The sequence below is a fragment of the Ruegeria sp. AP11 genome, assembly GCF_056535865.1.
Map to the genome: position 1 here is coordinate 3,108,912 of NZ_JBQFJB010000001.1, position 23,493 is coordinate 3,132,404.

At 58.3% G+C, this 23,493-nt stretch carries 24 protein-coding genes; 11 read left to right on the forward strand and 13 right to left on the reverse strand.

Going from position 1 to position 23,493, the window contains the following annotated elements; all coding sequences use genetic code 11:
* Positions 1–43: 43 nt before the first annotated feature.
* The 8 genes from ppk2 to guaA form a co-directional block, all read right to left on the reverse strand.
* The gene (gene ppk2, locus ACR3E4_RS15495; RefSeq protein WP_480532735.1) at positions 44–913 is read right to left on the reverse strand and encodes a polyphosphate kinase 2; all 870 of its coding nucleotides are present in this window, start codon (positions 911–913) and stop codon (positions 44–46) included.
* Between the two features lie 49 nt (positions 914–962).
* Positions 963–1,916, reverse strand: coding sequence for an alpha/beta fold hydrolase (locus tag ACR3E4_RS15500; RefSeq protein WP_480532733.1), 954 nt, complete (start codon positions 1,914–1,916; stop codon positions 963–965).
* Entirely contained in the window at positions 1,906–2,823 is a 918-nt protein-coding gene (metA, locus tag ACR3E4_RS15505) for a homoserine O-acetyltransferase MetA (RefSeq protein WP_480532731.1), read from the reverse strand. The genes ACR3E4_RS15500 and metA overlap by 11 nt, the downstream gene beginning before the upstream one ends.
* Positions 2,824–2,861: 38 nt before the next feature.
* Positions 2,862–3,734 (reverse strand): ATPase, encoded by an 873-nt coding sequence (locus tag ACR3E4_RS15510; protein ID WP_480532729.1) that lies wholly within the window; start codon positions 3,732–3,734, stop codon positions 2,862–2,864.
* Between the two features lie 49 nt (positions 3,735–3,783).
* Positions 3,784–4,680, reverse strand: a complete 897-nt coding sequence (locus tag ACR3E4_RS15515) for a DMT family transporter (protein WP_480532727.1) — start codon at positions 4,678–4,680, stop codon at positions 3,784–3,786.
* Between the two features lie 97 nt (positions 4,681–4,777).
* Positions 4,778–6,001 carry an OmpP1/FadL family transporter gene (locus ACR3E4_RS15520; RefSeq protein WP_480532725.1) on the reverse strand — a complete coding sequence of 408 codons (1,224 nt, stop codon included), beginning with the start codon at positions 5,999–6,001 and terminating at the stop codon, positions 4,778–4,780.
* Positions 6,002–6,119: 118 nt separating this feature from the next.
* Positions 6,120–7,025 (reverse strand): DMT family transporter, encoded by a 906-nt coding sequence (locus ACR3E4_RS15525; RefSeq protein WP_480532723.1) that lies wholly within the window; start codon positions 7,023–7,025, stop codon positions 6,120–6,122.
* Positions 7,026–7,122: 97 nt separating this feature from the next.
* Positions 7,123–8,682, reverse strand: a complete 1,560-nt coding sequence (guaA, locus tag ACR3E4_RS15530; RefSeq protein ID WP_480532721.1) for a glutamine-hydrolyzing GMP synthase — start codon at positions 8,680–8,682, stop codon at positions 7,123–7,125.
* A 70-nt stretch (positions 8,683–8,752) separates the two neighbouring features.
* Between guaA and ACR3E4_RS15535 the strand changes: the two genes are divergently transcribed.
* Entirely contained in the window at positions 8,753–9,193 is a 441-nt protein-coding gene (locus tag ACR3E4_RS15535) for a GNAT family N-acetyltransferase (RefSeq protein ID WP_480469985.1), read from the forward strand.
* Between the two features lie 135 nt (positions 9,194–9,328).
* Positions 9,329–10,873 (forward strand): trimethylamine methyltransferase family protein, encoded by a 1,545-nt coding sequence (locus ACR3E4_RS15540; protein WP_480532719.1) that lies wholly within the window; start codon positions 9,329–9,331, stop codon positions 10,871–10,873.
* Here ACR3E4_RS15540 and ACR3E4_RS15545 read toward each other — a convergent pair whose 3' ends face one another.
* Entirely contained in the window at positions 10,874–11,173 is a 300-nt protein-coding gene (locus ACR3E4_RS15545; protein ID WP_480532717.1) for a DUF6477 family protein, read from the reverse strand. It abuts the gene before it with no gap.
* 240 nt (positions 11,174–11,413) lie between these two features.
* Here ACR3E4_RS15545 and ACR3E4_RS15550 point away from each other — a divergent pair, with 240 nt between their 5' ends.
* Together ACR3E4_RS15550 and ACR3E4_RS15555 are read left to right on the forward strand one after the other, a co-directional pair.
* Positions 11,414–12,502, forward strand: coding sequence for a DUF6456 domain-containing protein (locus tag ACR3E4_RS15550; protein WP_480532715.1), 1,089 nt, complete (start codon positions 11,414–11,416; stop codon positions 12,500–12,502).
* Positions 12,503–12,546: 44 nt separating this feature from the next.
* A complete protein-coding gene (locus ACR3E4_RS15555; RefSeq protein WP_480532713.1) occupies positions 12,547–13,470 on the forward strand; it encodes a hydrogen peroxide-inducible genes activator in 924 nt (307 codons plus the stop codon).
* A gap of 51 nt (positions 13,471–13,521) precedes the next feature.
* On the opposite strand, the gene ACR3E4_RS15560 is transcribed toward ACR3E4_RS15555, so the two are convergent.
* The gene (locus tag ACR3E4_RS15560) at positions 13,522–14,070 is read right to left on the reverse strand and encodes a redoxin family protein (RefSeq protein WP_480532711.1); all 549 of its coding nucleotides are present in this window, start codon (positions 14,068–14,070) and stop codon (positions 13,522–13,524) included.
* A gap of 264 nt (positions 14,071–14,334) precedes the next feature.
* On the opposite strand from ACR3E4_RS15560, the gene lipA reads away from it, so the two are divergent.
* Together lipA and ACR3E4_RS15570 are read left to right on the forward strand one after the other, a co-directional pair.
* On the forward strand, positions 14,335–15,285 hold the full coding sequence (gene lipA / locus ACR3E4_RS15565; protein ID WP_480532709.1) for a lipoyl synthase: 951 nt from the start codon (positions 14,335–14,337) through the stop codon (positions 15,283–15,285).
* On the forward strand, positions 15,282–16,427 hold the full coding sequence (locus ACR3E4_RS15570) for an amidohydrolase (RefSeq protein WP_480532707.1): 1,146 nt from the start codon (positions 15,282–15,284) through the stop codon (positions 16,425–16,427). The genes lipA and ACR3E4_RS15570 overlap by 4 nt, the downstream gene beginning before the upstream one ends.
* A gap of 171 nt (positions 16,428–16,598) precedes the next feature.
* Here ACR3E4_RS15570 and hpt read toward each other — a convergent pair whose 3' ends face one another.
* Positions 16,599–17,138 (reverse strand): hypoxanthine phosphoribosyltransferase, encoded by a 540-nt coding sequence (gene hpt / locus ACR3E4_RS15575; RefSeq protein ID WP_480532705.1) that lies wholly within the window; start codon positions 17,136–17,138, stop codon positions 16,599–16,601.
* Positions 17,139–17,210: 72 nt separating this feature from the next.
* Here hpt and ACR3E4_RS15580 point away from each other — a divergent pair, with 72 nt between their 5' ends.
* Positions 17,211–17,654 (forward strand): type II toxin-antitoxin system RatA family toxin, encoded by a 444-nt coding sequence (locus ACR3E4_RS15580; RefSeq protein ID WP_480532703.1) that lies wholly within the window; start codon positions 17,211–17,213, stop codon positions 17,652–17,654.
* Positions 17,655–17,692: 38 nt separating this feature from the next.
* Positions 17,693–18,988 carry an MmgE/PrpD family protein gene (locus tag ACR3E4_RS15585; protein WP_480532701.1) on the forward strand — a complete coding sequence of 432 codons (1,296 nt, stop codon included), beginning with the start codon at positions 17,693–17,695 and terminating at the stop codon, positions 18,986–18,988.
* Here ACR3E4_RS15585 and pyrC read toward each other — a convergent pair.
* A complete protein-coding gene (gene pyrC, locus ACR3E4_RS15590; RefSeq protein WP_480532699.1) occupies positions 18,985–20,022 on the reverse strand; it encodes a dihydroorotase in 1,038 nt (345 codons plus the stop codon). The genes ACR3E4_RS15585 and pyrC overlap by 4 nt on opposite strands.
* A 136-nt stretch (positions 20,023–20,158) precedes the next feature.
* Here pyrC and ACR3E4_RS15595 point away from each other — a divergent pair, with 136 nt between their 5' ends.
* The 3 genes from ACR3E4_RS15595 to ACR3E4_RS15605 are packed head-to-tail and all read left to right on the forward strand — an operon-like array spanning position 20,159 to position 22,847.
* A complete protein-coding gene (locus tag ACR3E4_RS15595; RefSeq protein WP_480532697.1) occupies positions 20,159–21,067 on the forward strand; it encodes an AAA family ATPase in 909 nt (302 codons plus the stop codon).
* Positions 21,064–21,588: a hypothetical protein gene (locus tag ACR3E4_RS15600; RefSeq protein WP_480532695.1), complete on the forward strand. Its 525-nt coding sequence runs from the start codon at positions 21,064–21,066 to the stop codon at positions 21,586–21,588. The genes ACR3E4_RS15595 and ACR3E4_RS15600 overlap by 4 nt, the downstream gene beginning before the upstream one ends.
* Positions 21,588–22,847, forward strand: a complete 1,260-nt coding sequence (locus tag ACR3E4_RS15605) for a vWA domain-containing protein (RefSeq protein WP_480532693.1) — start codon at positions 21,588–21,590, stop codon at positions 22,845–22,847. The genes ACR3E4_RS15600 and ACR3E4_RS15605 overlap by 1 nt, the downstream gene beginning before the upstream one ends.
* Here the strand turns inward: ACR3E4_RS15605 and ACR3E4_RS15610 are convergent, their stop codons facing one another.
* On the reverse strand, positions 22,848–23,348 hold the full coding sequence (locus ACR3E4_RS15610; RefSeq protein WP_480532691.1) for a hypothetical protein: 501 nt from the start codon (positions 23,346–23,348) through the stop codon (positions 22,848–22,850).
* Positions 23,349–23,493: the final 145 nt, after the last annotated feature.

Consider the following 23,493-nt stretch of genomic DNA (forward strand, 5'->3'; position numbering starts at 1 on the left):
TTTCTTCTTATATATGTATGAGTTGCGTCCGAGACCAGCAGGTTCAGGCATCCCAGATATCAGGCCCGCCACTGATTTTGTCATCGGGTGCGCCAACAACGTCCGTATCCTTCCCCTCATATTCCAGCGCGCCGAGCACCGTGCGAATGGCCGCCAATCGTGCCCGTTTCTTGTCATCCGATCGGATGATCGTCCAGGGACAGTTCTCTGAATGGCTGCGGGTCAGGGTCTCGGCGATGGACTGGCTGTATTCGTCCCACTTGCTGAGACCGGCCACATCGATGGGGCTGAGTTTCCATTGCTTCAGGGGATCCGTCTCGCGGGCGAGGAACCGGTTCAACTGTTCGGCGCGTCCGACATTCAGCCAGAACTTGAACATGTGGATTCCGTCATTCCTGAAACCGGTTTCCAGAGGAAGGACCTGCCGGAAAAACCTCTCACGCTCATCATTGGTGCAAAAGCCAAAGACGTTTTCGACGACACCGCGATTGTACCAGCTGCGGTCAAAAAAAACGACCTCACCAGCCGATGGCAGGTGCGAGATGTAGCGCTGAAAATACCACTGGCTGCGTTCCGCATCCGATGGTTTGCTGAGCGCCACGTTACGTGCGCCGCGAGGGTTAAGGTTTTCGCGGAACCGCTTGATAGTACCGCCTTTTCCGGCAGCGTCACGACCTTCGAACAGGATTGCGACCCGCTGGTCCGTTGCCTTGACCCAGGATTGCATCTTTACCAGCTCGATCTGCAGCGCATCCATCTGCTCGTCATAATCCTTGCCCTTCATCTTTTCAGAATAAGGGTAGGTTGGGTTCAGGATGTCGCCCTTGCGGGAATCCTCAATGGCGGCTCGAACCTCTTTCGGTGCTTCATTCCGGAAATAGCTTTCGATTGCGCCCTGATCTTTTCGGGTCATATAAGCCCTCGCCATAAAATCCAAATCTTACTATGGATTACGGATTGCACTAACGCAAACCCGCGCGTTCTGCGGCGCGGTTTATGGCGGCGGCGACCTCGGCGGCGGCAACGACTTGTGGCATATGTCCGATACCGTCCAGTTCGATCAGTTCCGCGCCCGGGATTTGTTCGATCAGCCGTTCGGAATGCCAACCCAGCCCTACAGTATCATCTGCGGTGCCGTGAACGATTTCCGTCGGGACAGAGATTTCGCCATAGCGCGGCTGAAGTTCGGTCACCTCATCCAGCAGGTTGGCGCGTTGTTTCGCGTTTGCATGCATCGAGGCGCGGCGCATGGTCAGACCCGGGCCGAAATGTTCGGCATACCCCTCGGGCGCTTTCTGCGGCGCAAATACCTTGTCCAAAGCCTTGGTGACATACCAATCAGGTACATAGGCAGCGATCAAGGGCAGGGCCAGCGCATTCCCGGCCGAGGTCGCGCCGATGGTGTTGAACGCATCAAGTGGCGTTTCCCACGGAATGGCAGCTGGGGCGATCAGAACAAGCGCCGAGATATTATCGGGCCGTGTGACAGCCCATGCCAGCGAGACCGATCCGCCATAGCTCTGGCCTGCGACGATGGGCTTTTTCGCCCCGAGTTGCGCCGCCGCTTTCTGAAGGATTTCGGCTTGTTCCACAATGGTTTCACCATCGGGGTTAAAGCTGTCAGAGTACCCAAGGCCCGGCCGGTCGAACACGATAACCCGGTAATTCTCGGCCAGTATCGGTGCCAGTGCAAACGTCATGTCACGGGTATTGCCGCTTGACCCGTGGATCAGCACCACATCGGGGCCTTCACCCATGACGACGGCATGTACCGAGACGCCGTCGACATCGACAATCTGTCCCTCGGGCGGGAACAAGGCTTCGGCCTGTGCTTCGCGCTGCGCGCCGCGCCAAGCGGTGGCCGCAGCGACACCTGCGGCCAGGATGCACAGGGATATCAGCAGCTTACTGGCCAATTTTGTTCAGATCGAACGGGGTTGTCTGGTAAATTGAGTTGATCCAGTTGCCATAAAGCAAGTGCGCATGGCTGCGCCAGCGGTTCTGCGGATCCTGAGTTGGATCGTCGTCCGGGTAATAGTTGATCGGCACATTGATTGGCGTGCCGTTGGCGACGTCACGGTCATATTCCTGCTTGAGCGTATCGCTGTCATATTCGAAGTGATTGAAGATATAGAGCGCGCGATGGTCGGGGTCCTCGACCAGGCAGGGGCCAACGTCGTCGCTGCCCAACAGGGTGATCAGGCCCGGCGCTTCGTCGATCTCGGGCTGGCGCATTTCGGTCCAGCGGCTGACCGGTATGACGCAATCATCAGAAAACCCGCGCAAATATGGCGAAGCAGGTGCCAGATTCCGATGCCGGAAGCAGCCAAACGCCTTGGTGTCCAGCATGTGTTTCCTGACCTCATGGAAATGGTTGATCATCGCCATGCCACCCCAGCAAACGCCAAAGGTCGAATGCACGTTGGTTTGGGTCCAATCAAAGACTTCACGCATTTCGTCCCAATAGGTCACATCGGGGAATTCAAGATGCTCAATCGGGGCACCGGTGATGATCAGGCCGTCGAATTTCTGATCCTTCACCTCCTGAAAGGGGTGATAAAACTCGGCCATATGTTCAGAGGCCGTGTTCTTGGTCTTGTGCTCGGTCATACGGATCAGGGACAGCTCGATCTGCAACGGGGTTGCGCCGATCAGGCGTGCGAACTGGTTTTCCGTCTGAATCTTCTTGGGCATCAGATTTAACAGGCCGATCCGCAAGGGGCGGATGTCTTGCCGTGCAGCCTGATCCTCGGCCATGACCATGACGCCCTCGTTGGTCAGGACATCAAAGGCGGGCAGGTCTGAGGGTATTTTGATAGGCATAAGGTCACGCTGTTGAATCTGCGAAAGAAGTCTGGAACTTAGGTGGGGTTGCGGCGGGTCTCAAGGGTGCGTTCGATCAACTCATCGAAATCACTGCTGTCGCGCACCTTGGCGATGTCATCGGCCGAGATCGTAATACCCCAGTTGCGCGCCATAGCCTCATATCGGGGCTGCCGGTGCGCCAGTGCCTTCGCATAGGTCCAGCGGATGAAGGCGTCTGGGTCGACGTCATCACCGCTGCAGCCCTGTAGCGCCAGATAATCGTCCCAGACACGGGCCAGAAACTCGGCCTGATAGGACATCGGTTTAGGGGCCTTGTCAAAACGGCGGATCAGTTCTTCGGTATGCGCATCGTCGCCCTTGATCCAGATCATCAGGGTCTGACGGGACAGTTCGGACAGGATCTGATCGCCCGGATCGTCGGGTTCGACCCACTCACAGATTGAGCCTCCGGTATCGCAGATGAAATGCGGGTAATGATACAGACGCCGGGCGCGTTCAATAAAGTACTTGGTGTCCAGAAGCGCATGGATTTCAGCCAGCCGAAACTGCTCTTGCCGCATCTGGTATTCAGATATCTCCAGACCGCCCAATTCCGGGTTGCCGGGTTTGCCCAGATAGGCCGAGACCGGGGTCAGGTTTTCAAAGCTGATATTCGATCCGATATAGATCGAGTCCGACAGCAGCAGATCACGCAGGAAGGGAACCTTCATCGCCTCGGCTTTGGCATTGTCGGTGATGTATTCGCCCATGTACCGGGTGCCGATGCGGTAATCTATCGAATAGTGAAACCAATCGCCGGCATCGCGGAGGGTGTTCGAGACATAGGACTTACCCAGTCCGGACATGCCAAAGAACAGCACTTTCTTCCGTTCGGCCTCGCGCCAGTCTTTCGCCGAGCTATAGATCATCGTCCGCCGTCCCTTGTTTTGCCCTAGCTAAAACGGGCGGTTGGCGGCGTCAATCGCGTCTGCGGGATTGGCTGAGGATTAACAGCCCCAATGCCAATATGGCAAAACCGATGAAGGCGCGCGAGGGCAGGGCCTCATCCCGGACCAATGCGCCCAGCAGGATCGAGACCGGCGGGATGATCAACGTCACCAGCAATACATTGCCGCTGCCACCCTGTTGCAGCACGCGGTAGTAGAGCAGATAGGCCCCGGCGGTTGCCACCAGCGCGTAGTAGCCGATGGCGGCCCAGGTCAGGGCAGGAAGGTCAAGTGCAGGAACGCCGTCGATCATCAGGGTGACTGGCAGCATGATGAGCGTCGATGCGGTCAGCATCCCCGCGGCGGCGATTTGTGGCGAGAGGTCGCTGAGATACTTGCGCGCCCAGACAGCAGCGAAGGCATAAGAAAGCGTGCCGGACAGAATGGCCAGTTGCCCCAGATTGCTCAGGTTGAAACTTCCAAACTGTCGAAGGCCGATAGTGACCGATACGCCCAGAAAACCCAGCGCGACGCCCAGAAGGCGCGTCCTGGTCAGGCGTTCATCGCGAAAGAAAATGGCAGCCAGTAATACTCCGAAAATGGCTGTGGTGGCGTTCAGGATCGAGGTCAGTCCGACTTCGACATAAAGCTGCCCCCAGGCCATAAGCGAAAAGGGAAGGACATTGTTCAACACGCCCATCACAAAGAATGCCCCCCAGATGCGTGGATCGCGCGGGATTGGTTGTCTTTGCAGCCAGATAACGACCCAGAGCGCAAGCGATGCCCAGAAGACCCGGTGAAAAACCGAAGTTACGAACGGGATTGTGTCCAATGCGATCCTTATCGCCAGAAAGGATCCGCCCCATATCACGCCCAGCAGGATCAGTTCGGCCCACGCGCGGGGAGAAAGATTTTTTTGATCAGCCATGGCCTGTTCTCGCATCCCGCCAGTGATTGATCGACCCGGAACATGCGAGAAAGCCCCGCCAGACGGGCGAGGCTTTTAAGTTGGTCTTTGGATAGTATCAGTCCAGAGCGTAGGTGATCTGGAAACCAACGCTCCAGGCGCTGTTGCCGGTGAAGGTGGCGCGGTTGTCCGGGCCGGTACCGTTTGCAGTGGCGTCACCGATGTCGGTATAGCGAACGCCGCCCGAAACCTTTGCCTTTTCAAACGAGTAGGTGCCACCAAGTCCGATGCTCCAGAATCCGTCCGTCGGACCTAGGTTGGACACAGAGTTCCCTTGCGAGCTTTCATAGCCCAGCGTGACCGCACCCGAGAATTGTTCCGAGAACTGATATCCCAGGCCGAGCGAATAGGTCCAGGTGGCCTCTTCGTAATCAACCAGATTGATACCTGTCAGGCCGGTATAGACCGGCGGAGCGTAAACCGTCTGCGGCCAGTCGACCCAGCGGACCGAACCGAACAGCAGGGTTTTCGGCGCGACTCCGGTCTGGAAGTCGAGGTTGACCGATTGCGGCGTCACAACCTCGGAGGTTGAGTCTGCGCTTGTGCGGCCAACGGTCGGAATGCCGGGGGGGAAGATGAAACCGTTGACGAAATCATTCGCTTCGGTCTGCGACAGGTCATGGGTGATCTTCGAGTTGTAAGTCAAGGCAACCCGGGCCGCGATATCCGGGCGTTCCCATGCGACACCAACAACATAGCCAAAGTCGATTTCAGCATCTGTTTCGACGCGATACCCGCCTGAGGGGAAAGGCTGGGTGCCCGCACCGGCGATTGGCACCGAGACGCTTGCTTTCAGGCGCTGTGCCCGAACACCGCCGATGACACTGAAGCCGTTATCCAGCTTGTATCGCAATAGCGCAGTGACCGCGTCTGTGTCCGCCTTCGCACGCAAAACATCCGTACTGCCGCCCGGAAATCCAGACAGCAGGTTCTGCGACAGCGGATAGTCGGCATTGTATTCGACATCGGCGCCAAACGGTTGATCGTAAACCAGCGCAAAATCCAGTTTTTCGGTCAAGGCCGTCTTGAAGGCGAGGTGCGGAGTGAAGAAGCTGTTTGCAATATCACCTGAGTCGATGGTTTCACCAAAAGTAGGGCTGACCGGAATCTGGTCTTCCATCGTGCCGCTGACGCTCGGATCCGTATAGCCAAGCCGGAACTGGGCGACGGTGCCTTCCTCAAACAAAATATTGACACCCTGACCGCTTCGGTCAAGACCGCCCGCTTGTGCAGCTGTCGCACCCACACATAGAGCGCACGCTTTGATCAGCGTTTTTTTCATTTATTCCTCCCAAATCCTGTCCTATCGCCTGTTACGTGCACCCTCACATGCACACCCGGCTTCGTTACCGGTTGTTACTGTCTTAATCCTTAAAATAAGGTCAACTGGTGACGGAGCGTTAGTCCGCGTCGGCACGGTGAGCGTGTGTTGCCAAATTGTTACGATTTTCCGACCAGACATTCAGGAAGATGCCCGAGAAAATGACCATTGCGCCCAGCAACGTCCATTTGTCCAGCGGTTCCTGATAGAGGATCATGCCAACAATCGCGATGGTTGGCAGACGTGCGAAATCGAACGGGACAACCACCGTAGCAGGGGCTATGGCCAGCGCGTTGGTGATACAGTAATGCGCCAGCAATCCGGCCAGTCCGATCAGCAGCAGAAACGGGGCAGTGCCAAGCGAAGGCAGAGTTATGTCTCCGTCCAGCCCCGAGGCGACAAGGCCAAGGACCGCTTGCATGACCGTCAGCCAGAGCATGATACAACCGATACTGGCGATGCGCGTCAGGGATTTGGTCGAGATTGTTGTCAACGCAAAGAAAATCGCGCTCAGCGCCGCCGCGATTACGCCGGGACTGATCGAGGCCGCGCCCGGGCGCGCCACGATAAGGATGCCAGCGAATCCGATCAGGGCAGCGGTCAGGCGAATTGCGGTCAGACGTTCCGCCAAGAGCAGTGGCGACAGCAGGATGACCCAGATCGGGTTGGTGAACTCCAGCGCGAAAACCTGCGCCAGAGGGATAACAGTAACTGCATAAAACCAGAGGTTCTGCCCGGTGAAATGCAGCACGTTGCGTATGCCGTGCAATCCCAGCTGCTTGGTCGTGACCTGATGCCAGCTTCGGGTGAGCGACAGCACGAGCGCAACAACGCAGATGCCGACGAGGCTGCGATAGAACATGATCTCGAACGTATCGTGCGTCACGCTCAACTCGCGACCCGCAACAGCCATGGATGAGAACGAGGCAATCGCGCCCGTCATCCAGAGGGCGGCTTTGCCGATCTGAGTTTTGCTCTCATCCATTGATCAATTGCTCTGCCGGGGGTGCAACGCGCTGACTAAAGGGCGTTTTGTGAGGGATTGCAAAACAAAAAAGCCGGGCTGTGACCCGGCCTTTCGTTCATTCCCACTCGATGGTTCCGGGTGGTTTTGAGGTGATGTCGTAAGTGCATCGGTTGATGCCCTTGACCTCGTTGATGATGCGCGTGGCGGTCTCACCCAGAAATTCGTGGCTGAACGGGTAGTAGTCCGCCGTCATGCCATCGACCGAGGTCACCGCGCGCAGGGCGCAGGCATAGTCATATGTGCGCCCGTCGCCCATCACGCCGACGGTGCGCACGGGCAGGATGGCCACGAAGGCCTGCCAGATCTCGTCATACAGGCCGTGCTTGCGAATCTGGTCGATATAGATCGCATCCGCCTCGCGCAGAATCTCAAGCTTTTCGCGGGTAATCTCGCCGGGGCAGCGGATCGCCAGACCAGGTCCGGGGAAGGGGTGGCGACCGATAAAGCTTTGCGGCAGGCCCAGTTCACGGCCCAGGGCGCGCACTTCGTCCTTGAACAGTTCGCGCAGTGGTTCAACCAGTTTGAGGCCCATCTTTTCAGGCAGGCCGCCGACATTGTGGTGGGACTTGATGGTTACCGAAGGGCCGCCCGAGAACGAGACGGACTCGATGACATCCGGGTACAGTGTGCCTTGCGCCAGAAACTCGGCGCCGTCGATGGTGTCGGCATGTTTCTGGAACACGTCGATGAACAGCTTGCCGATGATCTTGCGCTTGGTTTCCGGGTCGCTTTGCCCGCCCAACTCGCCCAGGAACAGGTCGCTTTCATCTGCATGGATCAACTGGATATTGTAGTTGTCGCGGAACATGCCAACGACCTCGGCGGCCTCGTTCTTGCGCAGCAGGCCATGGTCGACAAACACGCAGGTCAGCTGATCGCCAATCGCCTCGTGGATCAGGATCGCCGCGACCGAGCTGTCGACGCCGCCCGAAAGGCCGCAAATAACCTTCTTGTCCCCGACCTGCTCGCGAATTTTGCGGATCATCTCTTCGCGATAGGCGCCCATGGTCCAGTCGCCGGTGAACCCTGCCAGTTTGACAAAGTTCTCATACAGTTTGGCGCCCTTGGGTGTGTGATGCACTTCGGGGTGAAACTGCACAGCATAGAAATGACGCGCAGGGTCGGCGGTGATCGCAAAGGGGGCGTTCGGTGAGGTGCCGAACACCTCAAAGCCCGGGGCGATTTCGCTGACATGGTCGCCATGGCTCATCCAGACCTGCTCGTCGCCGTCCGCGAACCAACCATCAAGGATATCGAGCTTGCTTTGCGGGGTCACGAAGGCGCGGCCAAATTCAGCGGTGCCATGTCCGCTTTCGACCTTGCCGCCCAACTGGTGCATCATCACCTGCTGGCCATAGCAGATGCCAAGGATCGGAACGCCGTAGTCAAAGATCTCTTGCGGGGCGCGGGGTGATCCTTCGCGCGTGACACTGTCCGGCCCGCCCGAGAAGATCACGGCCTTGGGGGCCATTTCCCGGACAAAGTCCATCGTCACGCTTTGATAAGGGTGGATTTCGCAATAGACGTTCAGCTCGCGCAGGCGACGGGCGATCAGCTGGGTTACCTGGCTGCCGAAGTCGATGATCAGAAGGCGGTCGTGGGTGTCTTGGGTCATGACTGGCTATTAGGTCGCAAGCCTTGCTTGTGCAAGCGCAATGACGTCAATTGAGCAAGGAGGCTGACATATGACGACCCTAAAGCTCAGGACTGCCGAAGACGGCGACGCCAAAGCGATACGGGCCTGTATCGCAGACGCCTATGCACCGGCAATGCGTGACATCACCGATCTGCCCGATGTAACGAGCGGGGTCGCCGAAGAAATTGCGGCGCATCAGGTTGTTGTTGCTGAAGAAGCTGGGCGTCTTTTGGGCGTCATTGTCTTTGATCAGCAGGCGGATGCGATGATGATTTTCAACCTTGCCGTTTCGCCAGAGGCGCAGGGCAAGGGCGTCGCGCGACAGCTGCTTGCGGTCGCGGAACTCAGGGCGGCTGAGGCGGGGATTTCGATTCTCCGTTTGCGGACCCATCGGCTGATGCGTGCGACGCGTGCGATGTATACGCATCTGGGCTGGCATGAGGTCCAAACCTCGGGAAACTCGGTCGTGATGCAGAAAAAAGTGACGTAGGGGCCAAACTCAGCAGGGCCGCGATCAGTGGCGGTTCATGTCGCTTTTACCCCTATTGCGCCGTAAACTACCTGCGGCGGTGATTGCCGTTCATGTAACTAATTTACCAAACCAACCAATCACGGGATTTTCTCAATGGCAGAGGCAAACACCCGGCGCAGGGCACGGGGTGGCGGTGGTGCCGCCCGTCGGGCCGAGCGCACGGCGGTCAAGATCGAAACCGCGAAATACATCGAACGCAACATTCCCAATTTCGAGGTTCTCAACGAAGAAGCGTTGCAGATCATCGAAGCCAACGCAGAGACCATATTGGCCGAAGTTGGGGTCAACTTTGTCGACAATCCGGCTGCGCTGGAACGTTGGAAAGATGCCGGTGCCGATGTCGAGGGAGAGCGTGTGCGACTGCCGCGCGGTCTGGCGCGCGAATTGATCAAGACCGCCCCCAGCGAGTTCACCCAGCACGCCCGCAACCCCGAGAAATCGGTGGTCATCGGCGGTCGCAATATGGTTCTGGCCCCGGTCTATGGCCCTCCGTTCGTGCGCGATGCGCAAGGCGGTCGCCGCTATGCGACCATGGACGATTTCAACAAATTCGTGAAGCTGGCCTACATGTCCAAATGGCTGCACCATTCGGGTGGTACCGTTTGCGAGCCGACCGATATCCCGGTGAACAAACGCCATCTGGATATGCTGATGGCGCATATGACCCTGTCGGACAAACCGTTCATGGGCTCGGTCACCGATCCCAGCCGCGCGCAGGATTCGGTCGAGATGTGCGAGATTCTGTTCGGTAAGGAGTTCGTGCAGAACAACACCGTGATGACCTCGCTGACCAACATCAACTCGCCGATGACCTTCGACGATGTGATGATGGGCTCGCTTGAGGTTTATGCTGCCAATAACCAGGCCTGCATCATCTCACCCTTCATCGTGGGCGGCGCGATGGCTCCGGTTTCGGTGGCAGGTACGCTGACGCAGGTTCTGGCCGAAGTCATGGCAGGCGTGGCTTACAGCCAGATCATCCGTCCGGGCGCTCCGGCGATCTTCGGTGCCTTCGTGTCGTCGATCGACATGAACTCGGGCGCGCCGACATTCGGGACCCCCGAGGCGTCGCACGTGACCTATGGCGCAGGCCAGTTGGCGCGGCGGCTGGGGCTGCCGTTCCGTTCGGCTGGATCTTTCTGCGGCTCGAAACTGCCGGACGCGCAGGCCGCTTATGAGACTGCGAATTCGCTGAATATGGGGCTGATGTCGGGCGTGAACTTCATGCTGCATTCCTGCGGCTGGCTCGAAGGCGGTCTGGTGGCGGATTTCGAGAAATTCGTCATGGATGCCGACCAGTTAGGTGTTCTGCACGGATTGGCGAAAGGCGTGGCCTATGACGAGAACGCCCAGGCGATGGACGCCATCCGCGAAGTCGGACCTGGCGGTCACTATCTGGGATGCGACCATACGCAGGCGAACTTCAAAGAGGCGTTCTGGAAGACTGACCTGCTGGACTACAAGCCGTTCGAAACCTGGGAAGAAGAAGGCGCCCGCGATACACGGACGCTGGCTTCGGCGCGGGTTGAGCACTTGCTGGCCAACTACCAGCAGCCGCAGATCGATCCCGATGTGAAGGCCGCACTGGACGCCTACGTGGCCGAGAAAAAGGCATCGATGCCCGACGCCTTTACCTGATCACGGATATCGCGCGGCGCGGCTGGCCTGATACAGCTGCGCCTCGCCAATTACGGCGATCAAAACATCCAGATGACGCACCAGCGAATAGGCTGCGTCATCTTCTTGTCTTTGCTGGTCAATTTCACGTTCCAGTTCCATCAGCCTGATCAAGGCTGATCCTGTTCCCGGTATCGATCCATAGCCCAGAACGCGCTGCAGGTGCCGGTCCCGATTATAATCCTTCGCGCCGATTTTCGCTGCACGGGTCAGCAGGCGCGGACGGCGCAGCGTTGCGATCATGGTCATCAGGTCCTGCATCAGGGCATTCCTTCATTTTTGTTCCGATGCCAAAGATGTTGCACAACCTAAGCGGGTGTTGCCTTGCTGTCACTCACTCCGAACTATGGTTTCACGACTGTTTATCTTTTTGAATCAATTCTGCTCGGTGCCGTCTGTGGTTAACGAACGAGTAACGAAAGCGACTCTAGTTAGATTTGGTTAACTAAGAATCCGACGGCGAAAACTGTCAGTCTGCTTTGTCGACGAGGGCATAGAAATATGGAAAACAGCGTGGCTTTCACCGTACCGGCATGGGTCCCAGAAGGGGCGCAGCGATATCTGGATCATACCGAGGCGGGCCGCTCGATCCGGGATATCGCACGCGCTGCGGGATGCCATGCCTCGACCATTTTGCGGCAGATACGCCGGGTCGAGATGCGTCGCGATGATCCGCTGGTTGACGCCGCGCTGCAATCGTTGGCACAGGATCATTTCGCCCAGAACGGACAAAACGCGCCAATCTATACGACCGATAATTCGCACGATGAGGTCGAAGATCATGTGTTCGAACGCGAAGCCCTGCGGGTGCTGCGCCGCCTGTGTGAATCCGGCTCGGTGCTGGCGGTTGCGGAGGATATGGACAAGGCCGTTGTGGTGCGGGACAACGGCGAAGGTGGCACCACCCGAACCGCCGTGGTGGATTGCAAGATCGCTCAGGCGCTGGCGCTGAAGGACTGGATATCCTGCGACAATCCCGGGCGCATTTCGCGGTACCGGATCACGACCGCAGGACGTTCCGCACTCAGCCACTTGCTGGCCGAGGCCGAGAATGAAGCACGTGCGCAGAATGAGTTCGGCATGGCCGAGGCGCAAACCCCGTTTCAGGCGTTCGGTGCAAAGGCAAGGCCGAAGACTATCGTGCGGGCGCGGTACAGCGCTGCCGAAAGCCCATTGGTTGCCCTAGCGCGCAGGCGGGACCGGGACGGCAGGCCGTTTCTGGACGAAACTCTTGTCGCCGCAGGCGAGCGTTTGCGCGAAGATTTCGAACTGGCGCAGATCGGACCTCAGGTCACGCAGAACTGGGATCGTTTCCTGACTGGCGGCGGCCGCGGGGATTTCGTAGCGGATGCGCAGATCGGGCAGGGCCCATCCGGCGCGCGGGATCGTGTGGCACGAGCGCTTTCGGACCTTGGACCGGGGCTCAGCGATGTCGCATTACGTTGCTGTTGCTATCTTGAGGGGCTGGAACTGGCAGAAAAGCGCATGGGCTGGTCGGCGCGGTCAGGCAAAATTGTGCTGCGGATCGCGCTGCAACGGCTGAAACGGCACTATGAAGAGCAGACCGAGCGTGATCGGATGATTGGCTGATATATCCATCTTGTGGATCTGGTGGTAAGTGATAGTCAAAGGTTATGAATTTCACATTCCGCCAATTGCAGTATTTCCGTGCTGTTGCCGAGCAGCGAAATTTTGGCCGCGCGGCGCAGGTCTGCCATGTCTCGCAGCCTGCGTTATCGGTTCAGATCAAGGCGCTGGAAGAAGCCATGGGCGGGCCGCTGTTTGAACGGCAGGCCCGCGATATTCTGCTGACGCCATTGGGGCGGGATATTCTGGATCGCGCGGATCAGGTCTTGAAAGCGGCTGATCGCTTGGACCGGTTCGCCCGAGACCACTCTGGCGGGCATCGGTCCCTGTCGATTGGCATGATCCCGACCGTGGCGCCCTATCTGTTGCCCGGGGTGCTGGCCGGATTGCGCTCGGGCGATGTTTCGCTGCGGGTTCAGATCCGTGAAGCCCGGACCGAGCGTCTGTTGACGATGCTGCGTGGGGGTGAGATCGACGCAGCGGTGCTGGCGTTGCCTGCCGGGGGCGCTGACCTGCACGAAGAGCCGTTGTTCGAAGATCGTTTTTTGCTGGCGGGCAGTCAGACCCGGCTCAGCCGTCTAACCGTCAGCCCCGAAGCCTTGCGCCCGTTGGACCTGCAGGCGGCGCAGTTGATGCTGCTGGAAGACGGTCACTGTCTGACCGATCAGGCGCTTGAGGTTTGCGGTCAGGACCGGACCAGCGGGCATATCAACATGGGGGCCTCGTCGCTGGCTACATTGTCACGTTTGGTGGCCGAGGGGTTTGGTCTGACCCTGATACCGGAACTGGCAGCAAAGGCTGAGGCGGACGCAGTGCCCGGTCTGCGATTGTTGCGGTTCGCCGCACCGCAACCGGCGCGGACAGTCGGGCTGGTGCGGCGTCTGTCGACCGGCAGCGAAGACTGGTTCGATCGCCTAGCTGAGGTGATCCGGCAGGTTGGGCAGGATGTCGTCGCCCAGACGCGCGCCTGACGAAAGAGGCCCGCCGGTTGGGCGGGCCTTGTCTTGCGATTCAGGATCGGATCAGGCCAGCGCAGGCACGCGCGCCTCATCCAGATGTTTCATCAGGTTTTCGGGTGACGACACGCCATAGGGATCTTCGGGGCAGTTATCCATCAGGCCGGGCTCTTCGAACCATGCCTCGACCACGCCATCATTGACGATGGCTGCATAGCGCCACGAGCGCATGCCGAAACCCAGATTGTCTTTGTCGACCAACATGCCCATTTTGCGCGTGAACTCGCCCGAGCCATCCGGGATCACGTTAACGTTCTGCAGACCCTGATCGGCGGCCCATTTGTTCATGACAAAGCTGTCATTTACCGACATGCAATAGATCGCATCGATGCCTTTGGTGGTGAAATCGGCAAAACCGTTCTCAAATCCCGGCAACTGATAGGTCGAGCAGGTGGGGGTAAATGCACCCGGCAGCGAGAACAGGATGACGCGCTTGCCTGCGAAGTAATCAGCAGTGGTTTTGTCTTCCCAGCGGAACGGGTTCGGGCCCTCGATTGCGGCGTCACGAACGCGGGTGTGGAAGGTCACGTCAGGCAGTTTTGCACCGGTTTTCATCATCAAACTCCTGTGATTCACATTGATTTGAGGCGAGGGTTAAAACGATTCTAAAACGGCTTCAACAATAGATATGCTGCAACTGCCAAATATCTGAAATGCGATTAACCATGTTGGCATTAAACTAGAAAATACTGAAATCGCGCCTGATTTTCTGCGTTTGCGCGGTAGAGGTGCATAGCGGCTATGCGTCGCTGGCCTAACCAGTTCAGTCGGTTTATGTTAGGCGCAAAGCGAATTGACCCGAAGTCAGGAAAGCCAGCCGTGCGTGATCTGAAAATTCCCGAGCAAAGACACCCTGAAAAAGCGCATCGCCCTGACAATGCGGCCCCCCGCAAACCAAAATGGATTCGCGTGAAGGCGCCCGGCGGCGAAGGCTATGCCGAAACCCACAAGATCATGCGTGACAACAATCTGGTCACCGTCTGCGAAGAAGCCGGTTGCCCCAATGTCGGCGAATGCTGGAGCCAGGGCCACGCCACTATGATGATCATGGGCGAGATCTGTACCCGCGGCTGTACCTTCTGCAACATTGCAACTGGTCGACCCGATGAGTTGGATGCGTTTGAACCGGGGCGTGTCGCTCATGCGGTGCAGAAGCTGGGGCTGAACCACGTTGTAATCACCTCGGTTGACCGCGATGACCTTGAAGATGGCGGGGCCGAGCATTTTGCGCAGACCATCCGCGCCGTGCGGCATCGTTCACCCAAGACGACAATTGAAATTCTGACCCCGGATTTCCTCAAATGTGATCCTTCGGTTCTGGAGGTTGTCGTCGAAGCAAAGCCGGATGTGTTCAATCACAACCTCGAAACGGTTCCGGGGCTGTATCCGCAGGTGCGCCCGGGCGCACGCTACTTCCACTCGCTGCGCCTGCTGCAGCGTGTGAAGGAAATGGATCCCTCAATCTTTACCAAATCGGGCATCATGGTCGGCTTGGGCGAAGACGAGCAGCAGGTGCGTCAGGTCATGGATGACATGCGCGCGGCGGATATCGATTTCCTGACGATTGGCCAATACCTGCAGCCAACGCCGAAGCACCATGGCATTGACCGCTTTGTCACCCCGGAAGAGTTTGCGGCTTATGAAAAAGCAGCCTTTGGCAAGGGTTTCCTGATGGTATCGGCCACGCCGCTGACACGATCCTCTTATCACGCGGGGGATGACTTTGCGCGTCTACGTGAAGCACGGCAGCAGAAGCTGGGGCAAGGGTGAGCCCCGAGCTTCAGAACTGGCTTATCGAAAAGCGCCATGAGTTGCATCAGGTGCCCGAGGTTTCAGGTGACGAACGTGGAACAGCTGCCAGCATCGCCAATATGCTGCAGGCCTGCGGACCCGATGCGGTTCTGACCGATATCGGCGGCTACGGGGTCGCCGCAATCTATGACAGTGGCCAACCCGGTCCGACAGTTGGCATCCGGTGCGAGCTGGACGGGTTGCCGATTCAGGAAATCTCGGACGCCACATATGCGTCGCAATACCCCGGCAAGGGGCATCTGTGCGGGCATGACGGTCATATGGCGATGGTGCTGGGCGTGGCTTTCGTGCTGGGTGAAACGCGTCCCGCGCGCGGAAGAGTGGTTCTGATTTTTCAGCCAGCCGAAGAAACCGGGCAGGGGGCCCGCGCCTTTCGCAGCGATGCGAAGTTCGCCGACATCGCACCGGATTATATATTCGCGCTGCACAACCTACCGGGTCTCGAACTTGGAACGGTCGAGATTTGTAGCGGCCCGGCCAACTGCGCCTCGCGCGGGATGCGCGTTGCGCTGACGGGCAAGACGTCTCACGCGGCGGCACCTCAAGATGGGCTGTCTCCTGCGCAGGCGATTTCAGAGCTGTTGCCGGCGCTTGCGGCGCTTGGTGCGGGCGGGACATTGGATGAAAATTATGCGCTGACAACGGTCACGCACGCCCGGCTTGGCGAAGCAACGTTCGGCGTCGCCCCCGGTCAGGCCGAGCTATGGGTGACGCTGCGCACGGTTTCGGATGAGCGGATGGATGGTTTGATCGACGAGGCCGAGCGATTGGTTCACGCGGTTGCGCAGGAACAGGGCCTTGCTGTGGAAATCACCTATGACGACATATTCGAGGCCTGCACCAACGATTCAGAGGCCGCACATATTCTATCAGACGCCTGCGATATACAGAGCGTTTGGCACAGGCTGGCCAAAGATCCGCAGAGGTTCTCAGAAGATTTCGGGCAGTTCGGCAAAAGCGCAAAGTCGGCGATGTTCTGGTTGGGTGCAGGGATGGATCAGCCACAACTGCACAATCCAGACTATGATTTTCCCGACGCGCTGATTCCGGTGGGCACCGGCATTTTCCTGGCTGCGATTGAGCGTACTCTTACGGCCTGAGTTTTCTCGGCTCGCTTCCCGCCCAGTCCGGCCACCAGCCCATAAATTCTATGCCTGCGATCAACAGGCATACCAAGATGGCACCAAAAACCAGCTTCACGCGCCGCTCGGACGGCGGATTGCGCGCCCATAGGGTCATGCGAAGGAAGTGGCGCAGATTCATTTGTGTTGCTATTCGACGAACCGAACCTTGCCGATGAAAGGCAGGTTGCGATTGCGTTGGGCGTAATCGATGCCATAGCCCACAACAAATTCATCCGGAATCTCGAATCCGATCCAGTCGGATCGGAAATCCACTTCGCGGCGGCTGGGTTTGTCCAGCAGCGCGATGGATTTCAATCGCGCGGGTTTGCGGCTTTGCAGCAGCTGGGTGACGTGGTTCAGCGTATGGCCGGTATCGACAATATCCTCGACCACCAGCACATCACGCCCTTCAATTGCGCCGCGCAAGTCTTTGAGAATGCGGACTTCCCGGCTGCTCTCCATTGAATCACCATACGAGGATGCCTCGAGAAAATCGACCTCGATCGGCAGATCAAGCTCGCGTACAAGGTCTGCGATGAACACGAAACTGCCGCGCAATAGGCCCACGACAATCAGTTTGTCGGTGCCGCCGAATTCCTTGGTGATCTCGCGGCACAGCGCCTCGATCCGCGCGGCTATGGCCTTGGCCGAGATCATCTCATCTATCACATATGCGCGGTCGCTCATCGCTGCCCCCTTGATCTTTGGCGCGCAACATACGAAATCACGCGCCATTGTCACCAGTTAATCCCGGATATCATGCCAACCCATTCCGAAACCCGACCGCTGCCTTACACCGCTCAGCAAATGTACGACCTGGTCGCGGATGTGGCGAAGTACCCCGAGTTTCTACCCTGGTGTGCCGCGGCCCGCATCCGCCGCACCTATGCCGCGGGGGAAGGCAAGGTGATGGAGGCCGATCTGGTGATTTCGTTCAAGGTATTCCGCGAACGTTTTGGCAGCCGGGTCACTTTGTTCGATGCGCATAAACGGATTGACACCGAATATCTGGACGGTCCGTTCAAATACATGCGGTCGGACTGGGAGTTCGAGGATACGGAAGAGGGGTGCAACGTTTCGTTTCATGTCGATTTCGAATTCAAGAACGCTGTGCTGCAGGGCATTATCGGCGTTGTGTTCAACGAAGCCATGCACCGGATCGTGCGTGCATTTGAACAGCGCGCCGCAAACCTCTACGGCTGAGGCTTTACGACCCGCCCGCGCGCGCTAGACTGCGTGGCATGAGCAACCTGACCTCCTCGCTTGCCGAATTCGCCGCAGGCCCCGTTTCGACCACGCAACAGGCGCGTATCGTGACTTCGCTGTCCGTTCTGGACTGGATTGCGGTCGGACGCGCGGGGGCCGAGGAGCCGGTCTCACAGATTGTCCGTCAGATGGTGCTGTCCGAAGGCGGGATGGAGCAGGCCCGCCTGTTCGGCGGAGGCGCCGCGCCCTTGCGGGCCGCATCGCTGGCGAATGGCACCATTTCCCACGCGCTGGATTATGACGATACTCATTTCGCCCATATCGGCCATCCTTCGGTAGCCGTTTTGCCTGCAGCGCTGGCCATCGCGGCGTGGGAGGATCGCCCTCTGGTCGATTTCCTCGAGGCTGCGCTGATCGGCATGGAAACCTCGATCCGTGTCGGGCTGTGGTTGGGGCGCGGGCATTATCAGGCCGGGTTTCACCAGACAGCAACCGCCGGAGCCTTCGGGGCCGCCGTCGCTGCCGGGCGCATCATGGGTTTTGACGCGACGCAGATGTCTGCGTTACTGGGTCTGACCGCGACCCGGGCATCGGGCCTTAAGGCGCAGTTCGGAACGATGGGCAAACCTTATAACGCTGGCATTGCAGCATCGAACGGGGTGGAAGCGGCGTTGCTGATCCGCAATGGATTTCTGCCAAACGCAAATGCCCTTGAGGGCGCTTATGGCTTCGGCACCATCCATCTGGGGGCTGACGATGCCGACACTGCGTTGCAGGGCCTAGGTGATGAATGGCTGTTCGAGACTGTCAGCCACAAGTTCCACGCCTGCTGCCATGGCCTTCACGCCGCGTTAGAGGCGGCTCGCGACCTTGATATCGCCGAGCCGGAAGTCGCTGAGATCAAGGTCAAAACCCACCCCAGATGGATGAGTGTCTGCAACCAACCAGAGCCCTCAACGAGGCTCGGTGCCAAATTCTCGTATCGTACCGTTCTGGCGATGCAATCGCTTGGCTATGATACGGCATTGCCGGGCAGCTATTCCGACAAAATCTGCGCCGACCCGCGCCTGCAATCGCTGCGAGACCGGATCACCGTCGATGCGGATGACAGCCTGTCTGAAACACAGGCCCGTCTGTCGCTGCTCCGCCGCGATGGCGCGCGGCTTGAGGCAACACATGATCTGCTGGCCCCGATGTCTCTGTCAGATCGCGAGGATCGTGTGCGGGGCAAGGCGTCGAAATTGATCGGCGGAGATGAGGCTGACGCCATCTGGTCCATGCTGCGCACCGGTGGGCGCGCAGCGGATCTGGCCGACAGACTGGACGATTAAACCACGCGCCAGTGCAGTGGAAAGCCCGGATCGAACACGGTCACGGGCCCATCGCCGGTTTCAATCTTGGACGGGTAGGCGACCGGTTCACCCTTGGTCAGAGTGATCGTCTCATCGTTGACGGGCAGGCCATAGAACGCCGGGCCATTCAGGGAAACAAACCCTTCCAGCTTGTCCAGCGCACCCTCGCGCTCGAACATCTCTGCCACCAGCGACATTGTGTTGGTCGCGGTAAAGCACCCCGCACAGCCACAGGCCATTTCCTTGTTGTCATCGGTGTGCGGCGCGCTGTCGGTGCCCAGGAAATACCGCTTGTCGCCCGAGGTGGCCGCAGCCAGAAGCGCCAGGCGATGCTCCTCGCGCTTGGCGACGGGCAGGCAGTAGTAATGCGGTTTGATCCCGCCGACCAGGATGTGGTTGCGGTTGATGATCAGGTGATGCGCCGTAATCGTCGCGCCAAGGTCGGTGTCGTTGGCTTTGACATAATCCACCCCGTTTGCGGTGGTGATATGCTCCATTACCACCCGCAGACCCGGTGTCGCTTTGCGGATCGGGTCCAGCACGCGGTCGATGAAAACGGCCTCGCGGTCGAAGATATCGATCTCTGAATCGGTCACTTCTCCGTGAACACACAGGGGCAGGCCGATCTCGGCCATCCGCTCCAGCACCGGGCGCACCTTGTCGAAATCGCGCACACCCGAGGCGGAGTTTGTAGTCGCCCCCGCCGGATACAGTTTCACCGCCTTGATCAAACCGCTGGCATGGGCGGCGGCAACGTCGTCGGCATCCGTGTCCTCGGTCAGATACAAGGTCATCAGCGGCTCGAACGACATGCCGTCGGGCAGGGCGGCCATGATGCGATCACGATAGGCCGCGGCCTGATCGCCGCGCACAACCGGTGGCATGAGGTTCGGCATGATGATCGCGCGGGCAAAATGACGCGCGGTTTCGGGCAGGACGGCCTGCAACATGGCGCCATCGCGCAGGTGCAGATGCCAGTCGTCGGGGCGGCGGATCGTGAGGGTATCGGTCATGGCCTCCGGCTAGCACAGCCGGTTCAGAGGGAAAAGCCTTGTCAACCAACCAGATCGTCGTAAATCCCGAAAAAGCCCCGGTCTTGACGCGCGCCCGTTGCCATGACCTGTTGGGCGCAGCGATTGAGGGGGTCACATGACGCAACCAAATTCCATCGACGCGGTGCAGGAAACTCTGGGCGCTCAGGGTTATGTCTGCGGGCGCGCTCTGGCGACTGTCGTGTTTCTGTCGCTGAAACTCGGACGTCCCCTGTTTCTGGAGGGCGAGGCTGGCGTCGGCAAGACTGAGATCGCCAAGGCGCTAGCCGCAGGTCTGAACCGCCGCCTGATCCGGTTGCAATGTTATGAAGGCCTCGACGCATCCTCGGCCGTTTATGAATGGAACTTCCCGGCGCAGATGGTGGCAATCCGTACGGCAGAGGCTTCGGGCGGGGCCGACCGCGCGGCGCTGCAGACCGAGCTTTTCTCGGACGACTATCTGATCGAGCGCCCCCTGCTGCAGGCGATGCGCCCTGATGAAAATGGCGCTCCTGTCCTGCTAATCGACGAATTAGACCGGACCGATGAACCGTTCGAGGCCTTCCTGCTCGAAGCGCTCAGTGACTTTCAGGTCACCATCCCGGAACTCGGCACCGTTAAGGCGCCGGAACCACCCATTGTCATCCTGACCTCGAACCGCACGCGCGAGGTGCATGACGCATTGAAACGCCGCTGCCTCTATCACTGGGTCGACTACCCCGACTTCAACCGCGAAATCGAAATTCTCCACGCCCGCGCGCCCGAAGCTGCCGAGACGCTCAGCCGCGAGGTGGTCGCGTTCGTCCAGCGCTTGCGCACCGAAGATCTGTTCAAGAAACCGGGTGTGGCAGAAACCATCGACTGGGCCAAATGCCTGCTGGCGCTGGATGTGATCAACCTCAGCCCCGAAGTGATCGGCGATACGCTGGGGGCGATCCTGAAATATCAGGACGACATCCAGAAACTGCAGGGGGCCGAGGCCAAACGCCTTCTCGACGAAGCCAGATCCACTCTGGAACCCGCATGAGATTGGGTGGCGTTGAAATTATCAGTCGAGCAACGAGAGCTTCGATGAGGGTGCTATTATCGCTCAGTGTAGCCATATTGCTGGTTCATTACTTGGAAATTGATATCTCAGAAATCACTGTTTTAGGCATCCGATTAAAACTTGATCAAACTGAAGGAGTAATAATATCAGTCCTATTAATCGTATTAGTTTCGCATACCGTCCAATGGTTTGGAGATTTTCTAAGTCTTAGAAATTGGAACGTAGCACTCAAATCTACCGAGGTACAAATTCTTTTCGGTGGTAGAACCACGCTGGTTTCAAAACTAGAGATGTATCTAAAGGATTGGGAAAATCTGAAATCGAACGTTAATGACGACAAATTTGATGTAGTGGAGAAACAAATCGAATCTTTGTTGTCCGAAACTAAGAAACTCAAACGGTTTGTTCTCGGTGATACGTTTTACGCTTGGTTTTACGTCATTTTTTGGAGTTTGGTTTTGCCATTGGGAACTGGAATCTGGGCGTGGAAGGTCGTTTGATGGCCGAAGAACTTCCCCTCGACATCCCCGACAACCCCAAGCTTGCGCAGAACATCACCCATTTCGCCCGAGCCCTGCGCAAGGCGGGCCTGCCCATCGGCACGGGCCGCGTGGTGGATGCGATCCGTGCGGTGCAAGCGGCAGGGTTTACCAAGAAACAGGATTTCTACTGGACCCTACACGCCTGTTTCGTGAACCGCCCGGAACACCGTACGGTTTTTGCTCAGGTGTTCCGGCTCTACTGGCGCGACCCGCGCTATATGGAACACATGATGGCCATGATGCTGCCCGCCATTCGCGGCGTGCAGGAGGAACGCAAGGCGGATGCCGGTGAAAAACGCGCCGCCGAAGCGCTGCTTGATGGCGTCGAACGGGATCAGCCCGAATTGCCCGAACAGGAGGGCGAGACCGAGATCGAGATTGATGCCACCCAGACTGCCTCGTCCGAGGAACGTCTGCGCAATCTGGACTTCGAACAGATGAACACAGAAGAAATGGCGCAGGCCAAGCATCTGCTGGCGCGATTGTCCCTGCCGGTCAAACCCATTGCATCGCGCCGCGCGCAGGCCAGCCATTTGGGCCATCGGATCGACCGGGCGCGCACATTGCGCGCGGCCATGCGTCAGGGCGGAGAACTGCACGAGATCGCCTTACGCAAACCCAAACCGCGCTGGCCGAACCTTGTGGCGCTATGTGATATTTCGGGATCGATGAGCCAGTACAGCCGTGTGATTCTGCATTTCCTGCACACGGTTTCGAACGCCAAGGGGGCGGGGTGGGCCAAGGTGCACGCTTTTACCTTCGGCACACGCCTTACCAATATCACCCGACATCTGCATCAGCGCGATGTCGATGCAGCGCTGGCTGCCGCCGGGGCCGAGGCGCAGGATTGGGAAGGCGGCACGCGGATCGGAGAGTGTCTGCATCAGTTCAACCGCGACTGGTCTCGCCGGGTGATGGGGCAGGGCGCCGTTGTGCTGCTGATCACCGATGGGTTGGAACGCGGTGAACCTGATCAGCTGGAGAAAGAGATCGAGCGTCTCCACCTGTCTTCAAAACGTCTGATCTGGCTGAACCCGTTGCTGCGCTGGGACGGGTTCGCACCCAAAGCACAGGGGGTCAGGATCATGCTACCTCATGTCGACAGCTTCCGCGCCGGGCATTCGATCGCCTCGCTGGAAGATCTGGCCAACGTGATCTCTGCGCCCGACGACCAAGGGCAGAAAGCACGGCTGATGGCCGCGCTTTCCGAAGGGTGATTACGAGAGCTGTTCTTCGTTGCATTTACGCGCCATTTCCATGGCTTTGTAGGTGCCGGTCAGATCGACGGTGAAGGCAAACTCTTTTTCGGGGAACACCACCATGACCTTCTTCTTTGCCAGATCATCGGCGAATTGCGGATCATCCGACAGGACATAACCGCCGGAATAGCCCTTGGTGATATTGCCTTTCATACCCGTGGCTTCGCCAACATAGATGTTGTCACCAATCAGAATGGCGACGCCCTCTTTCTCGCCGCGCTTGATGTTGGTTTTGGCTTTGGTGAAGACGCCAACGTAACCCACGCCGCGGTCCTCGGTCAGACCCATCTGCACCACGTTCTCTGCATCATCGACGGTCTCGATCAAGCAGGACTTCTTCTCCTGATCGATAAATACCTTCCAGCCCTCGACTTCTCCGTATTTCAGAAATGTCTCAGCCCAACCGGCGCTGGCTGTGGCCAGGCCAATAATGGCGCCCAGTGTAAGAATGCGTTTCAACTGTCTGTCTCCGCTTTGAAAATGAAGGGGGATGTTCCGGGTTCAGCCCGGGAACGACGTCAGGCTAAAGGGTGAGGTGGGGACAATCAACATTTTGTGAATGTGAAAATGAAATCGGCTCTTTAGCGCCGGAAACTCTTGTGTC

Excerpts from the sequence above, each read along its gene's own strand:
- ACR3E4_RS15585 (WP_480532701.1), top strand. The coding sequence starts at position 17,693 with ATGAGCAACCTGACCTCCTCGCTTGCCGAATTCGCCGCAGGCCCCGTT.
- ACR3E4_RS15560 (WP_480532711.1), bottom strand. The coding sequence starts at position 14,070 with ATGAAAACCGGTGCAAAACTGCCTGACGTGACCTTCCACACCCGCGTT.
- ACR3E4_RS15535 (WP_480469985.1), top strand. The coding sequence starts at position 8,753 with ATGACGACCCTAAAGCTCAGGACTGCCGAAGACGGCGACGCCAAAGCG.
- ACR3E4_RS15515 (WP_480532727.1), bottom strand. The coding sequence starts at position 4,680 with ATGGCTGATCAAAAAAATCTTTCTCCCCGCGCGTGGGCCGAACTGATC.
- ppk2 (WP_480532735.1), bottom strand. The coding sequence starts at position 913 with ATGACCCGAAAAGATCAGGGCGCAATCGAAAGCTATTTCCGGAATGAA.
- ACR3E4_RS15555 (WP_480532713.1), top strand. The coding sequence starts at position 12,547 with ATGAATTTCACATTCCGCCAATTGCAGTATTTCCGTGCTGTTGCCGAG.
- ACR3E4_RS15540 (WP_480532719.1), top strand. The coding sequence starts at position 9,329 with ATGGCAGAGGCAAACACCCGGCGCAGGGCACGGGGTGGCGGTGGTGCC.
- ACR3E4_RS15525 (WP_480532723.1), bottom strand. The coding sequence starts at position 7,025 with ATGGATGAGAGCAAAACTCAGATCGGCAAAGCCGCCCTCTGGATGACG.
- ACR3E4_RS15580 (WP_480532703.1), top strand. The coding sequence starts at position 17,211 with ATGCCAACCCATTCCGAAACCCGACCGCTGCCTTACACCGCTCAGCAA.
- ACR3E4_RS15545 (WP_480532717.1), bottom strand. The coding sequence starts at position 11,173 with ATGCAGGACCTGATGACCATGATCGCAACGCTGCGCCGTCCGCGCCTG.
- guaA (WP_480532721.1), bottom strand. The coding sequence starts at position 8,682 with ATGACCCAAGACACCCACGACCGCCTTCTGATCATCGACTTCGGCAGC.
- ACR3E4_RS15605 (WP_480532693.1), top strand. The coding sequence starts at position 21,588 with ATGGCCGAAGAACTTCCCCTCGACATCCCCGACAACCCCAAGCTTGCG.
- ACR3E4_RS15595 (WP_480532697.1), top strand. The coding sequence starts at position 20,159 with ATGACGCAACCAAATTCCATCGACGCGGTGCAGGAAACTCTGGGCGCT.
- ACR3E4_RS15510 (WP_480532729.1), bottom strand. The coding sequence starts at position 3,734 with ATGATCTATAGCTCGGCGAAAGACTGGCGCGAGGCCGAACGGAAGAAA.
- pyrC (WP_480532699.1), bottom strand. The coding sequence starts at position 20,022 with ATGACCGATACCCTCACGATCCGCCGCCCCGACGACTGGCATCTGCAC.
- metA (WP_480532731.1), bottom strand. The coding sequence starts at position 2,823 with ATGCCTATCAAAATACCCTCAGACCTGCCCGCCTTTGATGTCCTGACC.
- ACR3E4_RS15600 (WP_480532695.1), top strand. The coding sequence starts at position 21,064 with ATGAGATTGGGTGGCGTTGAAATTATCAGTCGAGCAACGAGAGCTTCG.
- ACR3E4_RS15550 (WP_480532715.1), top strand. The coding sequence starts at position 11,414 with ATGGAAAACAGCGTGGCTTTCACCGTACCGGCATGGGTCCCAGAAGGG.
- ACR3E4_RS15520 (WP_480532725.1), bottom strand. The coding sequence starts at position 6,001 with ATGAAAAAAACGCTGATCAAAGCGTGCGCTCTATGTGTGGGTGCGACA.
- hpt (WP_480532705.1), bottom strand. The coding sequence starts at position 17,138 with ATGAGCGACCGCGCATATGTGATAGATGAGATGATCTCGGCCAAGGCC.